The following is a 23,354-nucleotide window of genomic DNA, read 5'->3' as shown; positions in this document are numbered from 1 at the left end:
ATGAGAGTCTAAAAAAAGGAGAACCAAAAATGAAAAACAACAATAAATTAAAAGTGATTACATTCTTACTAGGTGCAGCCTTACTTTTCGGGGGATGCGGGACGACTCAGGGGGCTACTATTGAAAGGGCTTCTACTAGTAGTGCTGCCAGTTCAACTGTTTCATCCTCGGAAGCTGTACCTTTATCCAATGCTGCTTCATCTTCTGATGCCCAATCGAATACAAAAAACTTTACCCTTGATGAATTATCGCAATATGATGGGAAAAATGGGAATGATGCCTATGTCGCAGTTGCAGGCAACGTCTATGATGTCACCAATGCGGATAAATGGCAGAACGGAAATCACTATGGTGTACAGGCGGGTACCGACTGCACAACCGCCATCAACAGTTCTCCGCACGGCAGCTCCGTGTTAGATGGTCTGATTATCGTTGGAACATTGGTTGAATGATCTAACAAGCTTTCATGAAATTGCATGATAATAAAAGTAGCCACCAGTCAATTCTGAGATATGAATTGGCCGGTGGCTACTTTCTTGTTAATGTTTTCTCTACTGAATCATTTCTGCTGTTTCTTTCGATACTCTCGTTTTTTTATTATAGAAAAGACCCAATATCAACCCGCAAGTTGCACCAACAATTGTTCCATAAAAAGCTTTTTTGAAGTCACCGTTGTTGGCTGTGAAAGTTTCTGAAGTCACTTTTAGTGCAACAAAATCATCGCCGAATAGCCAATAAAGGCAATACCGTAGTTAATGTCTTAGTATTTTAATATAAAAAAGTCACTTTCTACCAGTCATGGTCTGAAATGGACCCTGTGTCAAGGACATTTTAAAAAAGAGACCTCATGAAACACTCAATAAAAGCTGCTCCCTGTAATGAACAGGGGGCAGTTTTTTCAGATTCCATTGTCCACGTTCATTGTTGTAATAGTCCATATAATCAGTCACAATTGCTCGAAGTTCTTCCAAATTCCCACAATCTTTATACTCTATTTCATCTTTCAAATGTCCAAAGAACGACTCTTGTGGAGCGTTATCCCAACAGTTCCCTCTTCTGGACATGGATTGCCCTAACTGATTATCAGCCAATTTCTTATGGAATTTAGGGCTGGTGTAATGGACTCCCTGATCTGAATGGATAAAGGCATCTTTATGTAGCGTTGTGCTATGGGCACTCATTAATAAATCAACCGTTGTTAATGAAAGATCAAGTTTTAAACTGTCAGACACATAGTGAGCTAGAATTTCTTTCGTTGTTCCATCTTTTACAGTTGATAAATAACCTATAAACCCGCCGGTTCCAGGTAAATAAGTGATATCTGTTAATAAAACTTTATGGGCTATTCCTTGATCAAACTGACGTTTCAACTTGTTCTCAACAGTGCTGTGTTCTTTGGTGGCTTTTGCCATTCTTTTATAGGGGTTTGCTTTACGAATAGGACAGAAGATATTAAATTTCCTCATCAGGCGCTGTACTTTTTTACGATTGACGGTAATGCCCAGAACGTTTAGGAAGTACATTACGATACTTCGAGAACCTTTCTCGTAACCACGGTAGTTATAAGCTTCTTCAATTTGAGTTCTCCAGACTTGATCTTCCTCATCACGTGCATTTCTACTGTCTAAACTTTTAACATAATTGTAGTAACCTGAACGAGAAACACCCAACGCTTTACAGGCATCTATGAGGGTTCCTGTATAGGAACCCTTGGTTTTCATTTCATGGATCCTTGAAAAGATTCTGCTAATCTTTTCGCTGTTTTCTGGCCTCCTTTCGCTCCATTCTGATTTTTTTAACAAGTCATTTTCTTGTCCTAATAATAGGATTTTGGCCTGTAACTTTTCAATTTGTTGTTCAAGTGTTAATGGTGTTTTTCGAGGTCTGCCTGAACAATCTTGTCGTGTATCTTTCAATGCCAAAACACCATTATCACGGTATCTTTTTCGCCATTTACCAGCGAATGATCTTATCCTACTTTTACCAATCATTTCCGGATCAAATCCAGCTTCAATAAATAGTTGCTTAGCCGTTTTTGAACCCAATGATTCTGAAACAAAGTAGCGTTTAAACTCATCGGAATAAGTAATACTTTTCTCCGATACATTTTTAACGTATGGGTTTGCTTTTAAAATTTGAATTTGTTCTGGTGTAAATGTTAATTTTGACATTTATCCGCTCCTTTCTGCACGAAGTGCAAGTATTAACCTATTCTTCTTTATATCAGTATACAAAAATAGACCCTATAGAGAGCACCTTTTTTTGGTGTCCATTCTATAGGGTCCATTTTAGTCGGCTCTATATTTTAATACCCAAACATTTTTGGTGCAAATAAAAAAAAGAAGCGACTGAATAATACAGTCGCTTCTTTTCCTTCTATAGATAAGAATTATTTTAATAGAATTCCTTATTCTCCTACTTTTATAACGATTTTGCCTACCGCATGATGGGTCTCACTCATTGCGTGAGCATCGTAAATGCCTTTTTCACTCAATGGATAAGTGGCTCCGATAATTGATTTCACTTTTCCTTGTTCCATCAAGTTAGCCAATTCTGTCAATTGTTTGCCATTTGGTTCTAACCAGATATTATGAAATGCAACATCTGCGTTCTCGATCAACTCTTTGTCTGCTTCCGCAACGATGGAAATAATTCTCCCAGTATGAGGTTTAACAACTTTAAAACTATTTTTTAATACTTCTCCACCCATAGTATCAAAAATAACATCTACATCATTTAAAATTTCGGTAAAGTCTTCATTTTTGTAGTCAATAAATTGATCGACACCTAAACTCAGCAATAAATCGCGATTTTTTTCACTTGCTGTAGAAATAACAAAAGCTCCTTTACTCTTTGCTAATTGTATCGCGTAGGTTCCTACACCGCCAGAACCAGCATGAATCAAGATTTTTTCTCCTGCAGCCAATTTTCCATAATCAAATAGTGCTTGCCAAGCAGTCAGTCCAGCTAAAGGAACAGCCGCTGCTTCTTCAAATGAAATAGTTTCAGGAATATGAGCCAATAGGTTATCATCTACTGCCGTATATTCAGCATATGTTCCAAAACGTGTTGTCTCTGGACGTGCAAATACTCGATCTCCAACTTTCCAATCGGTTACTTCACTGCCTACTTCAGCAATTTCTCCAGCAACATCCCATCCTAAAATAATAGGAAATTCCCATGGTATCATTTCTTTCAAGTATCCTTCACGTAGTTTCCAGTCAATAGGATTAATTGAAGTTGCTCTTTCTTTTACAATAACTTGATGTGCTTTAGCTATTGGCATTGGTACTTCTGTTTCTTTCAACTTTTCTTTTCCACCATATTCTTCGATAATAACAGCTCTCATTTTGCTTTCCTCCAAACACATATTAGTTGTTTCAAAATAAATCCTCTTACTAATAAGAAGTATAACTAAACTAATAACAAATTGCTACTATTTTGACTGAATTAAAAAAAATAAAAAAACAACCAAAAGCTGCAACTTTTGCTTGTTTGCGTAAATCAGAACGTTTCTTTTTTTAATTCTTCCATTAGATACCTTAAATCTTTCTCAAATGCTATCCCATATAGCGGATCGATTTTATCATCAATGGTTCGCTTAACAACTTTTGAAATATAGTTTACCGCTACTTCATTAGCTCTTCTCAAACTCTGTTGTTGAAATAAAAATCCGGCTACTACGCTCGTAAACAAATCTCCTACCCCATCAAAATGTCCTGGATGAACCTGCGAAAAAGCATAACAAATTTCTGAGCTTCCTTTGGTAACAAAAGCAGCCCCTACTTGTTTCTCAGTTCCAGTCACACCAGATAACACAATACTTTGCTTATTCTGTTTGTTTAGTTTGCTGATGATTGGATCAATTGTTTTTTTAGTATGAGGCTTTTTAGGATAAGTTGTTCCCGTTAACAAACAGGCTTCCGTTACATTTGGAATCAACACGTCTGCAAACTGGCATAATTCACGCATCGCTTTAACATGTTCCGAAGAAAAACCTGGATATAAGGTTCCGTGATCGCCCATCACTGGATCTAACACAATCAGAGCTTCTTCAGTTGTAAACTGAGTAATGATATTTTTCATCAATCTTATTTGTTCTACAGAGCTTAAATAGCCAATGACGATCCCGTCAAATTTTATTCCTAGAGAGCGCCAATGGTTTAAGATAGCTGGAATCTCAGCACTTAAATCTAAAAAAGTATATCCTTCAAAGCCTTTGCCGGTATGTGTTGATAAGAGTGCTGTAGGCAAAATACTTACCCAGTTTTCTAAACAACTTAAAATCGGCACTGCCACATTCATTGAAATCCGGCAGCTTGTTGAAATATCTTGAATCACTAAAATTCTAGGCTGTTTCATCTTTTTCTCCTCTTCTACTTGGTTCATATCTCTGTCTAGTCTAGCATATTTCACATTATAGAATCGGTTCTTTTTTATTATTTTTTAAATTCGAAAAAAAATCATGACATTGTCCCTAAAAAAAGATAAGATAACTTTATGCATATATATAAAGGATGAGGATCATGCAAAAAATCAGCACTAAAAAAATTGTAACAATTGCTCTATTCATGGCTATGACTATAGTAATGACGATCGTCATTCGTATTCCGACCTTTCGCGGCTATATTAATTTAGGAGATATGGTTTTGTTGTTTGCAGCCCTTTTTTTAGGAAAAAAAGCCGGCTTTCTTGTTGGCGGATTAGGAAGCGCTCTTGCTGATATTATAGTTGGTTATGCTTTTTATGCTCCTATCACATTTGTAGTAAAAGGGCTCCAAGGATATATTTGTGGTTGGATCTTTCAAAAAACAGGTTATCATAAGCCTCTTTTAGCTACTATTCCGGCTGGTCTTTTTATGGCTTTTGGTTATTTTGTGGCTGAAAGCTTCATGTATGGTTTAGCTGGAGCAGCAATTTCGATTCCAGGAAATTTACTTCAAGGAATTGTTGGAGCATTAGGTGCTGTTTTATTGGAAAAGAGTGTCGGTACAAAAATAAAGTATTAATTGTAGCTGGAGAAGTGTTAGTGATGAGTATCCATCACTAACACTTCTTTTGATTTACTGGCTTTAAAATTGATATTTAAAAAGAACAAACGATTGCTTTATTTTTCTTATCGATAATGTATTTTAAAAAACAGAAAACGTATACAACATTATTTTACTTACCTTCTGAAAAAGCTTACAATAGAAAAGTAACATCTTTAAAAATGAGGAGGAAATAATTTATGATGAAAGAAAAAACTTTTGTGTTTCACAATGGCGTTGAGCTTCCAAATATCGGATTTGGTACGTGGCAGATCCCAAATGAGGAAGCTTACGCTGCAGTAACGATGGCCCTTAAAAATGGTTACACTCATATTGATACAGCATTAGCTTACAAAAATGAAGAAAACGTTGGAAAAGCTATCAAAGACTTCGATTTGCCACGTGAAGAAATTTTTATCACTAGCAAATTGCCCGCTCAAATTAAAGGGTACAATGAAACTTTAGAAGCTTTCAATACAACCATTACAAATTTAGGGGTAGATTACTTAGACCTTTATCTTATCCATGCTCCATGGCCTTGGGATGCAATAGGCACCGACCATACTGAAGGCAATATTCAATCTTGGAAAGCAATGGAAAAATTATATAATGACGGAAAAATTCGTGCGATTGGGGTTTCAAACTTTACTGAATCTGATATTCAAGCTCTTATTGACGCTTGTGATATCGTACCCATGGTTAATCAAATTCCTTTCTATGTTGGACATGATCAAGAAGACCTTCTTACTTTTTGTGAAAAACACAATATTGTAGTAGAAGCATACTCACCACTAGCAACAGGTCAAACATTGAATAGTCCAGAGATCAAAGAAATGGCTAAAAAATATGGCGTAACCCCTGCACAATTATGTATTCGTTACTGCTTAGAACGTAAAACCTTGCCACTTCCAAAATCAACCCACGAAGAGCGAATCATCGAAAACAGCCAATTAGATTTCACCATCTCTCCAGAAGATGTGGAAAAATTAAATGCTGTAGAAGACGTACGTAAATAAGTTTATAATCGCATTTCTTTAGAGGTACTGCTGAAATTTTGCAGTGCCTTTTTTTATACAAAAAAAATGAAAAGAAGCTAGATCTCCTCTATTCATTATTTTTTCTAAATTTTATATTTTTATATTCTTATATTCTTAAAATTATGCTACTCTATTTTTAAGAAGCTCATTTGAAAGACTATTTTTAGACTTGTTAGTTCTTGTTCTGCACTTCTATCGTTTCAAATAAACTAAAAATTAGATAAGAACACTGAGTAGATAAACTATCAGCTGGTTCTTTTACTTTATAAGGAGATCGTTATGCTATCATCTTTTTCAAAAAACATTCAAACAACCTTAGTCACCTCTTTTTTTAGCAGTTTAGTTTATGCTTGTACCATTCCTTACCTAATTATTTATTTGGCCGGTCTATTCAGTCCAGAACTGCTTGGAATATTGGTTATGATAAATGTCGTCTCCTCATTTTTAGCTGGGATCATTGGCGGCTATTTAGCTGATAATTTTCAACGCAAAAAAATTCTAATGATCTTCCAAAATTTATATGGCGTATCCCTGTTTGTTGTTGCTTTGAATTTTACGGGTATTCTGTCTCATCATTTTTGGCTTATCGGTGGTTATCTTATTTGTGGTATCACTTATAATTTATATTACTCTGCCTTTGATGCCGTCCTGCTTGATTCAACTGTTCCTGCTGAACGAAAAAAAGTCTATCAGCTTGAATATTGGTCCTTTAATTTATCCATGGCTTTAGGTGCTTCTATAGCTGGTTTCTTGTTTAAGTATTATCTTTTCTATCTATTTTTTGGAGCAGCACTTCTACAATTTGCAGTTTCTGCTTTTCTACAAAAAAATCTCAGCTATAAAAACTCAGTTTCCCACACTAAGGGGAAAACTATTTTCCATGATTTGTTTACCAATTACTACATCGCCGCCAAAGATAAGCGTTGGGTTATTTTGATCTTAGGTATCGCTCTTTATAGTGCTGCTGAATTTTCCTTACAAAACTATACCGGTATTCGCTTATCAAAAGAGTTTGAACCCATCACTCTTTTCTCTGTCAATATTGATGGAGTAAGAATGTTAAGTATTCTGCAAGTAATCAATACTATCATGGTTGTCTTTTTCACTTTTATTGTTTCAAGAATAACAGAGAAAAAAACGGAGCGTACCGTTATTATTGTGGGCCTACTTATTTATATTAGTGGGTACGGATTGATGGCTTCTGCAAATAGTATTTATCTTTTGATTCCTTTAACAATTTTAGCAACCTTTGGAGAATTAGCTTCGGCCCCTATTCTAACAGCACGACAAGTTGATTTGATTCCTGAAGATAAGCAAGCTTCTTATTTAAGTTTTGGTTCTCTTTCTTTTCAAATCTCTCAACTGATAGCAGCAGTCGGTTTAACTTTAGGCGGCTATCTTACAGCCAGTTTGATTAGTGGCTATATCATTATTCTAGGAGTTGCTGGTATTTATTTTGTTGTTTCAAGCTTATACGATGTCAAAAAGTCGACCTATTGAGTTTTCTTACTAAATAAGTAAAAACGATAAAAAGCTTATAAACCGATTCAATCAGTTTATAAGCCTTTTATCGTTTTTAATATAAATTTTTGTTTTAGCACCATCTATTCTATTCGGCTCCATCTAAGCCAGTTCTTTTTCGTTCTATATTGACCATAACAATAATATTTCCATTTGCTATATCTTTTTGGTAAGCGTACAGAGGGTCATCGTCAGTGCTTGTAAATACCCTATCATCATAATCATCCGTAGAAAAAGTTTCTTTGATTCTTTCCCAAATCGACTGATGGTCTGTCCTATTTCCCTTAGCTGCTTCACCTGTAATAGCCTCATCAGTAGTTACTTCTACATCTGTAGTATTAGAAATCAAATTTCTAGCTTCTGAGCTACAAATCAATGTAATATCTTGTTTTTGGTAGCCTTTTCCTTGTAATTCTTTGACTGCTTCTACTGCTTCTTGCGACTTTGCATAGCTTCCAACAACTTGTCTTTTCATTCTTTCCCCTCCTCGTATTTACCATCTGTAAAAGACAGCTATATCATTATTGTAAGGTCTATGAAATCGATACTCAAACGATAGACCTTACAGATAAAGCTAAAATTTTTTCAATCTAATTGTAAGCCCCAAATTGCAATAACGATACCTAAAGTTAATAAGGCATCTTTTTCTTCCTTGATATCTAATACATAGGAATCTCCATAAGAAAACCATTTCTTTTTGAAAGAAGCAATTTCGTTGAATCCTGCTTTGATTTCATAATCCTCTTCTTCAACATCTCCTTTAATTTTCCAGTTTACTTTTTCAATTTCATAATCCGGTGCAACTAAATTTTTTATTTGTTTTACTGCAGCAATCTTTTCACCCTTTTGATAAATATTGTATTTAGGGGAAAAGCCTATTTTTTTCTCTTCAATTGACAGGATCTCTTCCTCATTATGATCATAAATATGCACCTTATCCCCTATTGAGATCCGTTCGCTTTTAATTTCTGATTTGTCAAATTAAGCTATACAAACTATCTTCATCCATATAACTCATAAAAACTTCCAACGGTGTTTGGTAATTTAGTGACTTCCTTGGAATGTTATTTCGTTTGTGTGCAACAGATGATACGAAAGTCTGGTCAACTTCGTTGAAATCCATTTTTTTTGGCAATCCATCTTTTCGAAGAAGTCCATTAGAATTCTCATTTAAAGCTCGTTGTGAAGGCGTTCCAGGATCAGCGAAGTAAATAGCGACATCATGTTGGTTGCACAAAGATTTCCAGTTGGAAAACTCCTTTCCGCAATCAAACGTAATGGATTTGAATAAATTTTTTGGTATGGCTTGGAACCATTGATTCATGGCATTCTCAATGTCGCAGGCTTTACGCCCTTTGGGCTTTAAGGTAATGATAGCTTTTGATAAAATCTCTACTAGAGTAATAACCGCACTTTTGTGGTGAACACCTACAATGGTATCTCCTTCGATATGACCAAACTCTTCTTTAAATGTGGGATAGTCTATTATTCTTTCAGAGATATTTCGTTTATAAGCTTGTCTACCTCTACGTTCTTGATGTCCGTTAGGTTTTCTTTTCCCTTTCATCGGGAGTGTAACTTCATCGAATATTCTTTCTTTAAACTGCCTATAAAGTGTTCGTACGGAACAGTCTATTGTCATTTCTTTACGGCCAATAATGACATCCGGCGTCCAGCCCTCAGCTACTTTTCCCTTGATATAAAGCTGTTGTTCTTTTGGTAAATCAATTTTTTTGCGTCCACACTGTTTCTTGTTTTTTTTATACCGTAGGTAATGGTCGAAAGCTGTGTGTCCTGCTTTGAAGAACCTGATAACATTATTAATCGGTGTACGAGTACGATTCAAGTAAGTAGCTATTTTAGCAACTGGAACACCTTGGTGGTAATAAGCTTCTATCATCACTAGTTCATCCATGGTAATATGGGTATAGGTCATTCGTGATCACTCCTTGTTTTCTGTGGTTGGAAATACAATTAGAGTGTATCACGAATGGCTTTTTTATTTGTATAGCTTAATCTTACAATCGACGATTTTATAAACCAGTTCATTTTGCTCATCTTGTACAATCAACTGATTTCGCCATGAAAAACGTTTTTCTTTAATATATAGCTTCATTATCGAAACACCTGCTTTCGTTTTATTGAATAGGCTTCACTTTAATTATAATCATCCAATTGACTGTTAGCCACTCCTAAGCTAGTTGTGAAAATTTTTCCACACTATTTCATTTCGATTTTTTCTTTCTTTTAGATTATTCTCATTTAAAGTTCGATATGCTATGATGAACATATCAAATCTTATTGCTAATAGAGGTGAAACCATTTTGAATTTCGAACAAAATTACACTCAATTACAAAAACAGCAATTAACTATGACGCCCCAATTGCAACAGGCCATTCAAATGCTGCAATACAACCGTAAAGATTTAGTTGATTTTTTAAAACAGAAGTCCTTAGAAAATCCTCTTATTTCTATTTCAGTTAAATCAACACCAAAAACCCAAGGAACTTTACCACAAAAATACAATAGCAATCAATCCAGAACAGATCAATCAACTAGCGGTTCTATATGGGATACACTAGCAGTGATTTCGACTACTTCTCTTTATTCCGCAGTTATCGATCAAATCCATTTATCTTTCAGAGAAACTACCTTACGTGATTTAATCATTTGGCTAGCTCAATACCTTGATAATAATGGCTACTTAACTCTTTCGTTGGAGGATGCCATCACTCGAACTCAAGCTGACTCACTTCAGTTACTCGATGCATTGACTCTTTTACAACAGTTAGAACCTGCTGGTGTAGGCGCTAGAAATTTGCAAGAGTGCTTAATGCTTCAAACAGAACGAAATGATGAGGCCCCGGATCTTGCATATCTGATCCTTGAAGAAGAATTTGAAGCTTTTGCTAATCGGAAATGGGACCACATTGCAAAGCGTTATGCTATATCATTACATGATGTTCAAGAAGTTTCTGATTTTATTAAAACTCTCACACCTCATCCTGGAGCACTTTTTTCAAATGCTCCTACTCAATACATTCGCCCGGATCTATCTGTTAAGATAACCGATGATCAACAAATTATAGTGAGTTCTGTTAAATCAGGTCTTCCAGTTATCGTTTTCCAAAAAGATTATTATGAGGAATTAAGCGTTATTAAGGATAAAGAAGTAGCTATGTTTATAAAAGAAAAGCAATCTGAATATGAGTGGCTAAAAAACACCCTTATCCAACGGGAAGATACCATTCTTAAAATCGGTATTGCCATTGTACACGCACAAAAATCTTTCTTTTTATCCGAGGATCATCCCATTCAATCCTTGATCCTTAAAACCATTGCTGAAGAGCTGGATATTCATGAATCTACAGTAAGCCGCGCCATCAACGGGAAATACATTACAACTGAATTTGGTTTATTTGAATTAAAGCACTTCTTTACAAATGCTTTGGTTACAACTTCTATCGAAGGTAATGGTTCCATTTCTTCTAACCAAATAAAGAAAAAAATCGAACTATTTATTCAAGAAGAAGATTCTAAGAAACCATTGTCAGATCAAAAACTTGTGGATCTCTTAAAGAAAGCTGGCATTGAAATATCACGAAGGACTGTTACAAAATACCGTGAGGCTCTTTTTATTGCCAGCTCTCCAAAGCGAAAGCGATTTGACTAAAAAAGCATGGAATTTATCCACTAGAGGATAGATTCCATGCTTTTTAATTTATTTAATATCAATGAATAGATAAAACTCACTATTGTACTGGTTATTGTAGAAATCAATTGCCCTAAACACCAACTTCATTTCGGCTTGTTCATTTCCGGTTATTACAGTTGCTTCTTCTACAGTCAGTAAAGTTTTAGTTTGTGTAGTTGTAGCGATTTGCTCCATTGTCTCTTGAAGATCAATACTCAAAATCGTTTTGTCATTTTCATCAGTTAAAACGAGATTCGTTTGTTCATCTTCCACCTCGGAACCAATTGTATAAGCTGAATCTTCAACCTTGAAATCGATAGCTGAAATTTCATTTGAATCATAGTAAGAGTACGCGACCATCTTATCGTAACCCTCAATTGAAATCAGCTGATTTTCATTCCAATCCAATGTTGCATGATAAGAGTCCTGAGTTAGCTGGTTGCTTACAAAATCGATTCCGTCATATATAGGTTTGAAACCGACTACCTCTTCAAATTGATAGATCAGCTCTTGATCATAGGGTTCTAGAAATGCTATTTCTTTACTATAGTCCATGCTGGTTAAATAATGAATGGTTTGACTGATTTTAATTTTATCTTCTTTAGGAATATCAGCATTAGGAATGATGCTATTTCCTTCTAACATTTGATTTTTTTCAAGTGTTTCCTTTAGTAAGTTAGTCTGTGATACCCGACTGACTGTAAAAGCATCTACTGGAGGTATCAAGGAAATAACGGAAAGTACGATCAATACTACCGCGACCCACCCATTTTTTCTTATAGGCAAAATACTAAAAATCAATCCTGCAATTACTGCAAATAATCCAAATAAAATGACGTAGTAGCGACCGTGTGTCAGCCCTGTTTCTTGGATCTTCAAAATGGATGAAATGGTTTGAAATAAAACGATTGGGACCAATACTTTTGGGAAAATTTTTCTGAAGAGAACAGCCGATTTAGTCTCTATGTTACTAGCTAAAAGATAAACGACAATGACGGTGATCGAATAAGAAACCAACATTGGCTCTAATAAATTATTTGTCCAAAAATCACCTGTGATATTCTGTAAAAGGTAGATTAATAAGATAATCGTGAAAATTGCTGTTAACGGAATAATAATATATGAAATCAATAGTTCAAGTACTTTAGGAACTGAGATATCTTCTTTTATTTGTTCCTGCTTAGCAGCAATTTTTTCAGGCGTTAGAGTGGATTCGTCTTTTTTACTCACATATAAAGGGGTATAGGATAGGAAAAAAATAGGTGAAAAAAGTGAACCAATTAAATTAAAAGTATGCATATTTACTTTTTCATCTACTGAAAATAATAATTGATCAATAGCTACAATGATCAAATTAATGCCCGCGAATAAAACCATCGTAAACAACAAGGTTATAAACAACGCTTTAAAAGCAGATAGATAACTTTGATTAAATGTGATCCTATTCTTTATAGTAGGGATCCACATAAACGCAATAGTGAGTATAAAGATAATAATTCCCGTTTTAACATACATTTCAAGATCATAACCAGATGATGTTCCAATTGTATAATAGTATAAAGTCGTCAAAAGAAGTGTTCCAACCATTAACACTATCCGTTGATACATTTTTCCAAAGAGACTTTCATATAGGTGTTGAGCTACCACACTTAAAAATACGCCAACTATAAAGCTATACAAATATCTCGTGTAATCATCTGTTTCTTGTTGAATCAAATAAGCATTGAGTCCAGCAACAGCTACTAAAAATATGACAGTGAGCGGATAGCGTCTGATTGCTTGAATAAGTCCTTGAAATTTCCCCTGTATTATCTGTACTAATTTCATTATTGACCCTCCTTTTTAAAAAAAAGTCTTTAACCCATCCTAATTCCTACTTACCTTTATTATGAAGCCTAGCTCAAACTTATGTCAATAATTAGCTATATTTTTTGAAAATAAAAAAACTGGAATATATCCCTCTTTCTTTTTCAAAGTGGCAATGTTCATTTTTCGCGTTTGTCAATCAATATATAGTATAATGGTAACAAATCCGAATAAACATCTTTTTATAGAGAGGAAGGAATTACCCATATGGAATTTATCCGTAACTTTATTGAATCATATCCCTTACTAGTTAATATTATCTGGTTTCTTTTGTTCTTTATGATTCTTTATCTGTCACGTCGCTTTATTTTGAATCGTCTGTACGAAAATTTAAAGAACTCAGGACATTGGCATGTTACTCGAAAAATTGCTCGTTGGCTAAATAACCTTATTTTATTTGTCCTATTTATGTATATCTTTGGAAGAAATCTTACTGGACTTTCGACAGCAATCGGCCTGGCTGGGGCTGGAATTACATACGCTTTACGAGAAGTAATCATGAGTATCGCAGGATGGTTTGCGATTTTATTTGCTGACTTTTTTGAAACAGGCGATCGAGTTCTCCTAGGAGGAATCAAAGGAGATGTCGTGGATATCGGTGTATTGCGAACCACCTTAATGGAAATTGGAGAATGGGTAAACGGTGATCAATACACAGGTAGAATCGTTCGTGTCGCAAATACTTATATCTTTAGCTCGCCTGTATATAACTATACCGCTAATTTTAAATTTTTATGGGATGAAATCATAATTCCATTACGCTTTGAAAGTGATATAAAGTTAGCCAAAACTCTTTTATTAGAGATAGCGGAAAAGCATACAGGACAATACAACAAAGAAGCTATTCTTGCTTGGGAAAATATGAAGAAACACTACAAACTAGAAAATGCTTCTTTAGACACCCAAGTTTTTCTTTCTTTTAACGACAATTGGGTAGAAATAAGTCTCCGATATGCAGTCGATTACCGAGAACGCCGTATCGTAAAAGACAAAATTTCTTCAGAAATCCTCCAACGATTCAAACAAGAAGGAGCGCGCCTCGAAATAGCATCCGAGACGCTTGAAGTGATTTCTGGCGGCACTACAAAAATTAAGTAACTAGACTGATCTGTTGCTGATTTTTAACGTTTTATTAAGCAAAGTAAAGTTCGATACGAAGAAAAAATTTTAATTGACTATAATCGATTGTATGAAAAAAGAGACTGGGATATATATCCCAGTCTCTTTTTTCATACAATCGATTTATTTAATCCACGTAATCTGTTTGATTTTTATTTAACCATGAGTACAGCATTCCAATCATTAATGCTCCTCCAACATAATTCCCTAGGAAAGCCACGATCAAGTTTACCGTTACAGCACTAAACGTCATACCAGGGACTGTTCCGCCAGAAGCAAAAAAGGCTAATGAAAATGAAGAAAAATTGGCAATAACGTGTTCAAAGCCTAGATAAGCAAAAATGAAAATGATGAAGATCATCGCAATAATTTTACCAGCATCATCTTTCATTCGTATCGTACAATAAACGGCTGTATTAACAATAATATTTGCAAAAATACCTTCTGAAAAGACTTGTACAGGCGTTTTAGCTAATTTTCCGGCTACCGCAGTAAACAGAAAATGGTCGCTTGGCAATGCGTGAAACTTATAGGTGAAAGATATAACTAAACTTGCAATAATTCCGCCGATTAAGTTGAATAACACACAATAAAATAAGATTGCTAAAGCTTTTTTAGGTTTCAACCACTTTCTTTGCATTGCAATTGTCATATACATCATATTTGATGTGCCTAATTCTGCATTCATATAAATAATCATAACTAGCGACCAACTAAACATAAATGCGTAAAGCATTTTTCCTAATCCGGGGGCGATCTCTTCGCCTGATTGTCCGATCATAACCGCAACTGCTGTTCCTAATGTTAAGAATAAACAAGCTAACATCGCACGAACAAAATAACGTGACTTACTATTATCATATAAGCTTTGCTTTTTCATAACACTTTTTTCAATATTGTACATTAAACCTGTATTTTGTGTTTCCATTACTTTCCTACCACCTTTTTAATTTGTTATCTTTTTAACAATATTACCATTATACTTCATTGAAAAACATTTTTGGGAAGAAATACGTTTTCATTTTTTTTTTTTTTATAAAGGTCAAAATCTATTCACTGATAAATTCAACTGTCGCTAGATTTAGCCATAAAAAAACACCCTAAACACTAGATTATTTGATACACTCTCCAAACAACAGATATTAGAAACAACCAAAATTTCTAACCTATTGTTTACAAAGTGGTTCATTTTCTCTAATTTTTTGGGTGAAATATATCTAAGTATCATTTTTTATTCTTTTTACGTACTTTTATTTAAATCATTTGATACAAGTCTTCTGCGGTAACAAAATTTTCTATCAGCGTCGTCTTCTTTTCTTCGCCAGTTGTTACTAGCAAGCACGATGGTGTTCCTATTATTCCTAAAGATTTTGAAACTTTTTGATCAGATAGAAAAAGTTTTTGAACAAAAGGAGAATGGAGATCTGATAGAAACATATCAATATCTAAATTTGCCTTTTTTGCCGAATCAAGTAATAGCGATTTTGACAATGGTTCTTTTTGCTTCAACATCTTACGTTGAATGTTCATTAAAAATTTTCTACCCTTCTTTTTACCCTGTATAGTAGCTGCAATAAAGGCTAGCGATAGATGGTAACTATCATTATGAAGCTTGTTCCATAAAGCGGTACTTTCAGGCGCTAATTGATTTTTTATCATATAACTATAGAGTGTATAGATATTGTGATAAGTAAAAATAGTTATTTGTGCATTTTTTTTATAGGTGTCAATAAACTTAAATGCTTCTTCTTCCATCTTCAATGAAGCAAGACTGATTGGATTAACAAATAAGAACAATTCAACTTGCTTAGTACTTTCTACCATAAATAATTCCCCTCAATTCCATACCATCTTATGTTTCTATCATAACAGTAAATAAGTTTCACAAAAAATAATTTGCTCAATACTGTTTTAATATGAAATTCGAGAGCTTCATTTTTTAACCTTCCAGTTATTTTATTCATCTAAAAAAATAAAAGGGATATGAGTTTTTATCTCATCCCTTTTATTCCGTCAACTCATATTTAATTATTTTTGATCAAATCTTCGTAGAAAGCGACTTTTGTTGCATTTTGATAAGGAAGTAACCATATTAACCCTATACCTAAAGATAAAACGGATAATATCCCCCAACCTATAAAACTTAGATCCAATACAAAAAGGCGCCATTTATGACCCTTCATCAAGTTTTTACTTTCCGTAATACAGTCTAGCGAAGAAATTTTTTCATTTGATAATTGCTTAGAACGATCTTTATAAATTAAATATGCTTGTGAATAAGCATATGATTTAATGATTCCTGGAATAATAAATAATAGGCTCCATAACGTGATAAAGATAGTGGATATAACATAGATAAGCAATACTCTAAGAAAATACTTTTTAGAAAATACTTGTAGTCCATCTTTTATTGGGTGGATCTTCATACTAGGATTTCTGAAACAATCTAAAAATGTAAATGATATACCTACTGTAAAAAGTGTTGATAGCATTGCACTACCGACATTACTTGTTCCATTTCCATTTCCATCATCAGACATCATAGAACTATTTACCCAACTGCCAAATTCAGTATCCGAATAAAGAACTAATGCAATTATGAACGCTGCAAATACTAATGTAATAACTATCAGAATTACTGTTGGAATAAAATTTAATAAAATAGCATCTTTCCATCTTCCTTTAAGCAATTTTTTCGTATCGTATTTTAATTCTCTACTCGTTTTATAGTTTTTCATTTCTTATGGTCTCCTCGTATAGAAAATTTAGAATCTATATCGTATAGTGTTTAGAGCTAAAATAAATTTATTATGGAATGTTAATTAAAAAGCACAACCCAATGTTAGTCTCTTATAAAGACTTATCTTCCGTTTTCGATTGTTTTCCCATAATGAATTTTTTTAAGTTAGTTTTATAATAGTCTTTATAAGAACTGATATCACTTTGCAGTAATTTTAATCCTATTTTAAAATACAATGGTATTTTTTTATCGCTATCGATTTCTTCTTGATAGCGCTGGATATCTTGTTGAAGTCTCTCTCCAAAAACTTCGGTATCTATAGATTCAGGAGCTTGACTTAATTTATAGCCCACAGAATTGATACTCTCTATCAGCTTTTGCAGGCCTTCATGTTTTAATTCAGGAAAATCTTTTTTTATTAAAGCATATAATTGTTCAGTCTCAGTTAGAATATCATAATATTTTGGTGAAAAAGTGCTACTGACAATAGTGTTTGATCTTCTGATATAATGATAACCAACAGTAGTCGTCACAATTGTCTTGCTAGATATTTTAGCAAGTTTATAAGTCGTCACAATATCTTCAAAAATTTTTCCTTCTGGAAAAGAAACTTCATGAAATAAACTATGGTGATAGATTTTATTCCACGTATAAAAAGCTACTCCTGAGAAACTGAATATCAATTTAATTAGTTCTTTCGGCTCAATAATAATTTTATCCTTACTGCGTTTTTTAGGGACACTGATACCACCGTATACTTTATCAAAATTCATTACATACATGGTCATATCTGGGTGTTGAATTTTTTCTTTATAGAAATTCAAAAAAGCCTCTTTATCAAATCGATCATCGCTATCGATAAACGCATAGAATTCACCAGAAGCCGATTTTATCCCTTGATTTCTAGCGGCCGATAATCCTTTATTTTCTTGATGGACAACTTTAATACGCTCATCCGTTTTTGCTAATAAATCACAAATTTCCGGTGAACTATCTGAAGAACCATCATTGATCAAGATGAGTTCAAAGTCGCTATATTGTTGTTGTAAAACGCTTTTAACTGCATCTCCTAAAGTTGCGCTTGTATTATATACAGGCATAATGACACTTAGCAACATATTCTTTCCTCCTTGAATACTTTAAACCACTTTTTTTTGCTAGGTTATTCTTCAAGCTTTGTTACCCACCTAGAGAATTAACATCATCATTAAATTGCTTTGACACTTCCACCGTCAATCATCAAAGCCGATCCTGTAACATAGGAATTTACATCTGAAACTAGAAAAACAACAAATTTTGCAAATTCCTCTGGCGTTCCATAGCGACCAAGTGGAATTGATTCTTGTGTTTTTTTTGCTATTTCTTCCTTAGAAACATTCTGTTTTTTGGCTATTATTTCATCTAACATCGCGATCCTATCAGTTGCAATTCGTCCTGGTGCAACAGTATTCACTAAAATATTGTAAGGTCCTAACTCCTCTGCTAACGTTTTGCTAAGACCCAAAACACCAAGACGAAATGTATTCGATAATATCAACCCTGAAATCGGTTGTTTGATCGATGAAGAGGCAATATTAATGATTTTTCCACCGTTCTCTTTTAAATCTGGTAAAACTTCACGAATAGCGCGAATATAACTCAATAAATTCAGTTGAAAAGAATTTTCCCAATCTTCATCTGAAAATTCTTCAAAAGAACCCGTTGGTGGTCCACCAGCGTTATTGATAAGGATGTCGATGGAACCGAATACTCTTTTCGTTTCTTTTACGAGTTGTTGAATATCTTCTTTTTTTGTAATATCAGCAGGGTAGAAAGAGACTTTCCCTTTTCCAATTGCGTTTAATTCTTCTTGAACTTTTCTTAATTTCTCAGTATTCCGGCTAGAAATCATCACATTTGTTCCTTCTCTTACCAATTCAGTTGCTACTGCTTTGCCTAATCCTTGACTTGAAGCCATCACTAATGCTGTTTTACCTGCCAAATTTAGATCCACTAAAAACGCCTCCTTTAATTCATTCATTGTCTTTTCATCTTATTTCATTTTTTCATAACTTAACACAAATGTAAACTTTTACCTTGAAGTATTCTTTAAAAGCCTCTTTCTTTCTTCTAATTAATGGGGGTGGTATACTTTCAACACCAATGAAAAGGTTTTCACAACGTATACTAATAGATGGAGCAGATCTTATCTTATTCATTATGATAGTTATAATTTTAATTTCTTCTCCATCGTTTCTCCATAAATTCACATTATACTATTACATATAGCTAATTAAGGGGGAATTATAGTGAAAAAGAATACACTCATTACACTATTCCTATTTTCTTTGCTTTTATTAATTGTTGTATCCATTACTTTATTGCTAAACTTCAACAAAACAAATCGTCTCTTGACCAATAACGAGGACAGAACAGGAATGTTCAATACTGATACAAATCCTATGATGGGAAATGGTCAGATGAGATCAAATAATACAGCTGACATTATCAATGATTCTCAGACACAGAATAAACTCAAGCTGCCGCCTCTTTTGGAAAGTGACCAAGAAACCTCAACAGATATTTTTTATACACTAACGACCCAATCAGGAACAACAGCATTCAAAGATGGGCCTTTAACAGAAACATATGGGTATAATGGTTCCTATCTCGGTCCTATTTTACGTATCCGTAAAGGTCAAAATGTCCATCTTACTACCATCAATAAATTAAATGAAAATACTTCTTTTCATTGGCATGGTTTAAAAATACCCTCCAATGTTGACGGTGGCCCACACAGTCCCATTCAGCCTGATGGAACAGCAACTGTTGATTTTACAGTGATGCAAGAAGCTGCTACTTTGTGGTTTCATCCCCATCCTGAAGGTCTTACTGGTGAACAGGTCTATAATGGATTAGCTGGATTAATTTATATCGAAGATGAAAATTCTGATGCATTGGATCTTCCAAAAGATTATGGCGTAAATGATTTTCCAATCATTATTCAAGATCGCTTCTTTGACGAAAACAATCAATTTAATTATGAAGATATCCGAAATATAAATGGTACTCAAGGAGACACCTTATTAGTGAACGGAACCATAAGCCCTTATATAGAGGTAAAAAACGAACAAATAAGGTTACGTCTTGTCAATGGTTCAAATGCGCGCAATTATCAGTTCAAATTATCGAATGAAGAATTTTTTTCTCAAATAGCCTCTGATGGAGGGTTTCTAAATGAACCCATACAAATGGATACCCTTCAGTTAGTTCCTGGTGAAAGAGCCGAAATTGCAATAGATCTGAGTGATTATAAAAATGGAGATACGCTACAGTTAATGGACGGAAATGCTGAAGTCCTTTCCATAAAGATTGTGGAAGAAATAGATCCTGACGGTATACCATTACCTAAAACTTTGAATGACATATCAACTAATTTTGATAATGTTTCTGTTCCAGATAAAGAAATGACCTTCAGTGGGATGGGGAATATGGTCGCTATCGATGGGAAACAGTTTGATATGAATCGGATAAATCTGCGGGCAAAAAAAGGAATCACAGAAATATGGGAAATAACTAATTTAAATGCTATGATGAGTGGAATGATACACCCCTTTCATTTGCATGGTGTTCAGTTCAAAGTATTAGACCGGAATGGGGAAATTCCACCTCTAAATGAACAAGGATGGAAAGATACGATTGCATTATATCCGGGGGAAACTGTCCGTATCGAAGTTGAGTTTTCAAAAGAAGGCATTTTTATGTACCATTGTCATATTCTTGAGCATGAAGACAATGGAATGATGGGACAAATAATTGTAGAATAATAGTCATAAAGAATTACAGAGTGAACAATGGAGGCAGGAAAATTTGAAAATATTAATTGTAGATGATGAACCCAAGATATTGGATATTGTAGAAGCTTACCTCAATGTAAAAAAGTTCCAAGTATTCCGAGCTTCCAACGGAACAGAAGCGATGGAAAAATTTGAGTTGGTACAACCGAATTTAATCGTGTTGGATCTTATGCTGCCTGATATATCTGGAGCAGTCATTTGCCAAAACATACGAAAAACATCTGATGTTCCTATTATTTTGCTGACTGCTAAGTCAACAGAAAAAGATATTTTAACCGGCTTACAAATGGGTGCTGATGACTATATAGTTAAACCTTTCAGCCCCAAAGAGTTAGTGGCACGTGTAGAAACTGTTCTACGTCGCTCAGCTTCTCCTATTGTAACCGAAACTAAGTGGTCATTTGATAAAGGAATGTTGGTAATTTATCCTGAAAACAAACAGGTTTTTAAAAATCAACAGGAAATTATATTAACACCTACTGAATTTGAAATACTAGCACTACTAACTTCTCATCCAAAGCAAGTATTTTCTAGAGAACAATTATTAGAAAGTGTGAAGGGACTTGAATTTGATGTTCTCGATCGTATTATTGATTCTCATATCAAAAACTTGCGCCAGAAAATTGAAGATAATACACGACAGCCTTATTTTATATTGACGGTTTATGGCATGGGTTATCGATTTGGTGGGAGAAAAGATGAATCGTACAATTAAATGGCAGTTTATATTTTCTTTTGTTTCTATTTCTTTCATTATAATTGGCGCATTTAGTGTGATGACACTAAGTCTAATGGATAATCACTTTGCAAAATATGTTGCTGAGAGACAAGAGTCTGATTTAATAGAATATACCACTGGTTTAGAAAGACTTTACGAAGAAAATGGGGAATGGCCAACTACTGCTGCTTTTGATCCCATCGGCTTAGAGTCATTGCATAATTCGATTATCTTGAAAGTATATGACAATGAAAAAAATTTACTCTGGAGTCCTACATCTTCAGATATGATGGGAACTAAACAAAACATGCAGGGAAATGCTCCGAATATGGGGAACATGATGGGAGCGATGGAAAATACCCCTATAGAAAAAACGGTTCCTTTATTTAATGGTGAACAAAAAATTGGAGAAGTTCTTATCAGTTATACGGGACCCACAGCTTATACAGAACATGATGCTTTATTTATTGCAGATATGAAAAATAATCTTATCATAGCGGCAATTGCAGCGTTAGTTCTTTCTTTCTTTTTCGCTGTTTTGTTTGCCAAAAAAATAAGTCGGCCAATAGTGAGCGTGAAAGACTTTACAAGAGAAATCGCTAAAGGAAATTACACAAGTTCGTCTCCTGAAAAAACAGATATCAAGGAAATAGATGAACTAATTGTATCCGTAAATGATCTCTCTATTCAACTTGAAAATCAGCAAAATATCAGAAATCAATTATCTTCTGATATCGCTCATGAAATCAGAACCCCTTTGACAACTTTAAAAGGAAATCTGGAAGCTATGATAGATGGCATATGGGAAGTAACCGATGAACGACTTCAAAGCAGTTATGATGAAGTGAATCGCATCACTCGCCTTATAGGAAGTATTGATAAAATCAATGAGATTGAAAGTCACCAGGATATGTTAAACAAATCATCTTTCGATCTATATGTTCTTGCAGAAACTATTTTTTCTAATTTTGAAGCTCTTTTTGCTAAGAAAAACATTCATTATTCATTAGATGGTGGTTCTCTATTCATTAATGCTGATAAGGATAAAATAAGTCAGGTCATTACCAATCTTTTATCAAATGCAATTAAATTCACACCTTCTGAGGGGAAAATAACACTAAAAATCAGTCAAGAAAAAAACCAAGCTTTATTAAGTGTAACCGATACTGGAGAAGGCATTTCCCCAAAAGAAATCAATCATATTTTTGAGAGATTTTATATGTCTGACTTTTCAAGAAATAGTCTTCTAGGCGGTCAAGGAATTGGTCTATCGATCGTAAAAACCATTATTAAGGCCCATAAGGGAACCATAACGGTTAAAAGTGATAAAGGGAAAGGTTCTATATTTACCATTAGTCTTCCTATCACAAAATAGTGCCCATACAAAAAGCGTTACACTTTATCTGAAAAGTGTAACGCTTTTTGTGTAGGTACTAAATAGTCCTACATCAATGTTTACCTTTATTGTAGATGTTTCTTTCGTTCCAAGTATTCTTCTTCAGAAATATTTCCTTTTGCATATTCTTTTTGAAGAACTTCCAAGGGTGTTTCTCTATCGTTACCTTTATTTTGTTGATTGAAGAATAATTTTGCGCCTAGAAAAACTACTACAACTAATAATAGAATCCAAAAAAAGCCTATATATATCATAGATCCCATTCCGCCTCTACTAAAAAAATTAAAACATTCAAACATGACTGTTCCTCCTTTTTCTTATCAGATTTCTTCATTAAATCTAAGCTCTTTTCAGTCTAGCATACTATTGAAAAAACAAATACTAACAGGCTCTATG

General features: G+C 34.2%; 22 protein-coding genes. 9 read left to right on the top strand and 13 right to left on the bottom strand.

Translation table 11 applies throughout. The features are described from left to right. The first annotated feature begins 29 nt into the window (after positions 1-29). Positions 30-452, top strand: coding sequence for a cytochrome b5 domain-containing protein (locus tag BR50_RS13065; protein ID WP_081884492.1), 423 nt, complete (start codon positions 30-32; stop codon positions 450-452). Between the two features lie 393 nt (positions 453-845). Here the strand turns inward: BR50_RS13065 and BR50_RS08350 are convergent, their stop codons facing one another. The 3 genes from BR50_RS08350 to BR50_RS08340 form a co-directional block, all read right to left on the bottom strand. Then, on the bottom strand, positions 846-2,171 hold the full coding sequence (locus BR50_RS08350; RefSeq protein WP_034545653.1) for an IS3 family transposase: 1,326 nt from the start codon (positions 2,169-2,171) through the stop codon (positions 846-848). 236 nt (positions 2,172-2,407) lie between these two features. Then, entirely contained in the window at positions 2,408-3,349 is a 942-nt protein-coding gene (locus BR50_RS08345; RefSeq protein ID WP_034547779.1) for an NADP-dependent oxidoreductase, read from the bottom strand. A gap of 155 nt (positions 3,350-3,504) precedes the next feature. Then, positions 3,505-4,362 carry a pyridoxamine kinase gene (locus BR50_RS08340; RefSeq protein ID WP_051905772.1) on the bottom strand — a complete coding sequence of 286 codons (858 nt, stop codon included), beginning with the start codon at positions 4,360-4,362 and terminating at the stop codon, positions 3,505-3,507. A gap of 164 nt (positions 4,363-4,526) precedes the next feature. Here BR50_RS08340 and BR50_RS08335 point away from each other — a divergent pair, with 164 nt between their 5' ends. The 3 genes from BR50_RS08335 (at position 4,527) to BR50_RS08325 (ending at position 7,567) form a co-directional block, all read left to right on the top strand. Then, positions 4,527-5,009, top strand: a complete 483-nt coding sequence (locus tag BR50_RS08335) for an ECF transporter S component (protein ID WP_034547775.1) — start codon at positions 4,527-4,529, stop codon at positions 5,007-5,009. A gap of 221 nt (positions 5,010-5,230) precedes the next feature. Beyond that, on the top strand, positions 5,231-6,046 hold the full coding sequence (locus BR50_RS08330; protein WP_034547773.1) for an aldo/keto reductase: 816 nt from the start codon (positions 5,231-5,233) through the stop codon (positions 6,044-6,046). Between the two features lie 300 nt (positions 6,047-6,346). Next, positions 6,347-7,567 (top strand): MFS transporter, encoded by a 1,221-nt coding sequence (locus tag BR50_RS08325; RefSeq protein WP_034547771.1) that lies wholly within the window; start codon positions 6,347-6,349, stop codon positions 7,565-7,567. A gap of 109 nt (positions 7,568-7,676) precedes the next feature. Here the strand turns inward: BR50_RS08325 and BR50_RS08320 are convergent, their stop codons facing one another. From BR50_RS08320 to BR50_RS08310, 3 genes are all read right to left on the bottom strand, one after another. Next, positions 7,677-8,063, bottom strand: a complete 387-nt coding sequence (locus BR50_RS08320) for a general stress protein (protein ID WP_034547769.1) — start codon at positions 8,061-8,063, stop codon at positions 7,677-7,679. A 110-nt stretch (positions 8,064-8,173) separates the two neighbouring features. Beyond that, positions 8,174-8,554, bottom strand: a complete 381-nt coding sequence (locus BR50_RS08315) for an LURP-one-related family protein (RefSeq protein ID WP_081884491.1) — start codon at positions 8,552-8,554, stop codon at positions 8,174-8,176. A 10-nt stretch (positions 8,555-8,564) separates the two neighbouring features. Next, positions 8,565-9,524: an IS30 family transposase gene (locus tag BR50_RS08310; RefSeq protein ID WP_034545409.1), complete on the bottom strand. Its 960-nt coding sequence runs from the start codon at positions 9,522-9,524 to the stop codon at positions 8,565-8,567. Positions 9,525-9,912: 388 nt separating this feature from the next. On the opposite strand from BR50_RS08310, the gene rpoN reads away from it, so the two are divergent. After that, positions 9,913-11,262: an RNA polymerase factor sigma-54 gene (gene rpoN, locus BR50_RS08305; RefSeq protein ID WP_034547767.1), complete on the top strand. Its 1,350-nt coding sequence runs from the start codon at positions 9,913-9,915 to the stop codon at positions 11,260-11,262. Between the two features lie 48 nt (positions 11,263-11,310). Here the strand turns inward: rpoN and BR50_RS08300 are convergent, their stop codons facing one another. Further along, positions 11,311-13,110 carry a DUF4153 domain-containing protein gene (locus BR50_RS08300; protein WP_034547765.1) on the bottom strand — a complete coding sequence of 600 codons (1,800 nt, stop codon included), beginning with the start codon at positions 13,108-13,110 and terminating at the stop codon, positions 11,311-11,313. Positions 13,111-13,356: 246 nt separating this feature from the next. On the opposite strand from BR50_RS08300, the gene BR50_RS08295 reads away from it, so the two are divergent. Beyond that, on the top strand, positions 13,357-14,247 hold the full coding sequence (locus BR50_RS08295) for a mechanosensitive ion channel family protein (protein WP_034547763.1): 891 nt from the start codon (positions 13,357-13,359) through the stop codon (positions 14,245-14,247). Between the two features lie 148 nt (positions 14,248-14,395). Here the strand turns inward: BR50_RS08295 and BR50_RS08290 are convergent, their stop codons facing one another. The 5 genes from BR50_RS08290 to BR50_RS08270 form a co-directional block, all read right to left on the bottom strand. Further along, on the bottom strand, positions 14,396-15,196 hold the full coding sequence (locus BR50_RS08290) for a formate/nitrite transporter family protein (protein WP_034547761.1): 801 nt from the start codon (positions 15,194-15,196) through the stop codon (positions 14,396-14,398). A 326-nt stretch (positions 15,197-15,522) separates the two neighbouring features. Beyond that, positions 15,523-16,092, bottom strand: a complete 570-nt coding sequence (locus BR50_RS08285; RefSeq protein ID WP_034547759.1) for a DsbA family protein — start codon at positions 16,090-16,092, stop codon at positions 15,523-15,525. A 200-nt stretch (positions 16,093-16,292) separates the two neighbouring features. Next, entirely contained in the window at positions 16,293-17,006 is a 714-nt protein-coding gene (locus tag BR50_RS08280) for a DUF975 family protein (protein ID WP_034547757.1), read from the bottom strand. A 112-nt stretch (positions 17,007-17,118) separates the two neighbouring features. Continuing rightward, complete coding sequence (locus BR50_RS08275; protein WP_034547756.1) at positions 17,119-18,126, bottom strand: glycosyltransferase family 2 protein; 1,008 nt, start codon at positions 18,124-18,126, stop codon at positions 17,119-17,121. An 89-nt stretch (positions 18,127-18,215) separates the two neighbouring features. Next, the gene (locus BR50_RS08270; protein WP_034547754.1) at positions 18,216-19,001 is read right to left on the bottom strand and encodes an SDR family oxidoreductase; all 786 of its coding nucleotides are present in this window, start codon (positions 18,999-19,001) and stop codon (positions 18,216-18,218) included. A 295-nt stretch (positions 19,002-19,296) separates the two neighbouring features. Between BR50_RS08270 and BR50_RS08265 the strand changes: the two genes are divergently transcribed. Genes BR50_RS08265 through BR50_RS08255 form a run of 3 tightly spaced genes read left to right on the top strand, consistent with a single transcriptional unit; the run spans position 19,297 to position 22,937 of the window. Next, a complete protein-coding gene (locus BR50_RS08265; RefSeq protein ID WP_245792763.1) occupies positions 19,297-20,814 on the top strand; it encodes a multicopper oxidase family protein in 1,518 nt (505 codons plus the stop codon). Positions 20,815-20,857: 43 nt separating this feature from the next. Next, positions 20,858-21,559, top strand: a complete 702-nt coding sequence (locus BR50_RS08260; protein WP_034547750.1) for a response regulator transcription factor — start codon at positions 20,858-20,860, stop codon at positions 21,557-21,559. Next, complete coding sequence (locus tag BR50_RS08255) at positions 21,543-22,937, top strand: sensor histidine kinase (RefSeq protein WP_034547748.1); 1,395 nt, start codon at positions 21,543-21,545, stop codon at positions 22,935-22,937. The genes BR50_RS08260 and BR50_RS08255 overlap by 17 nt, the downstream gene beginning before the upstream one ends. Positions 22,938-23,023: 86 nt before the next feature. On the opposite strand, the gene BR50_RS08250 is transcribed toward BR50_RS08255, so the two are convergent. Beyond that, entirely contained in the window at positions 23,024-23,257 is a 234-nt protein-coding gene (locus BR50_RS08250; protein WP_034547747.1) for an SHOCT domain-containing protein, read from the bottom strand. Positions 23,258-23,354: the final 97 nt, after the last annotated feature.

It is taken from the genome of Carnobacterium alterfunditum DSM 5972, from assembly GCF_000744115.1.
GTDB lineage: Bacteria > Bacillota > Bacilli > Lactobacillales > Carnobacteriaceae > Carnobacterium_B > Carnobacterium_B alterfunditum.
Note: the sequence above shows the minus strand (reverse complement) of the source record. Positions and strands in the feature narration are given on the sequence as shown.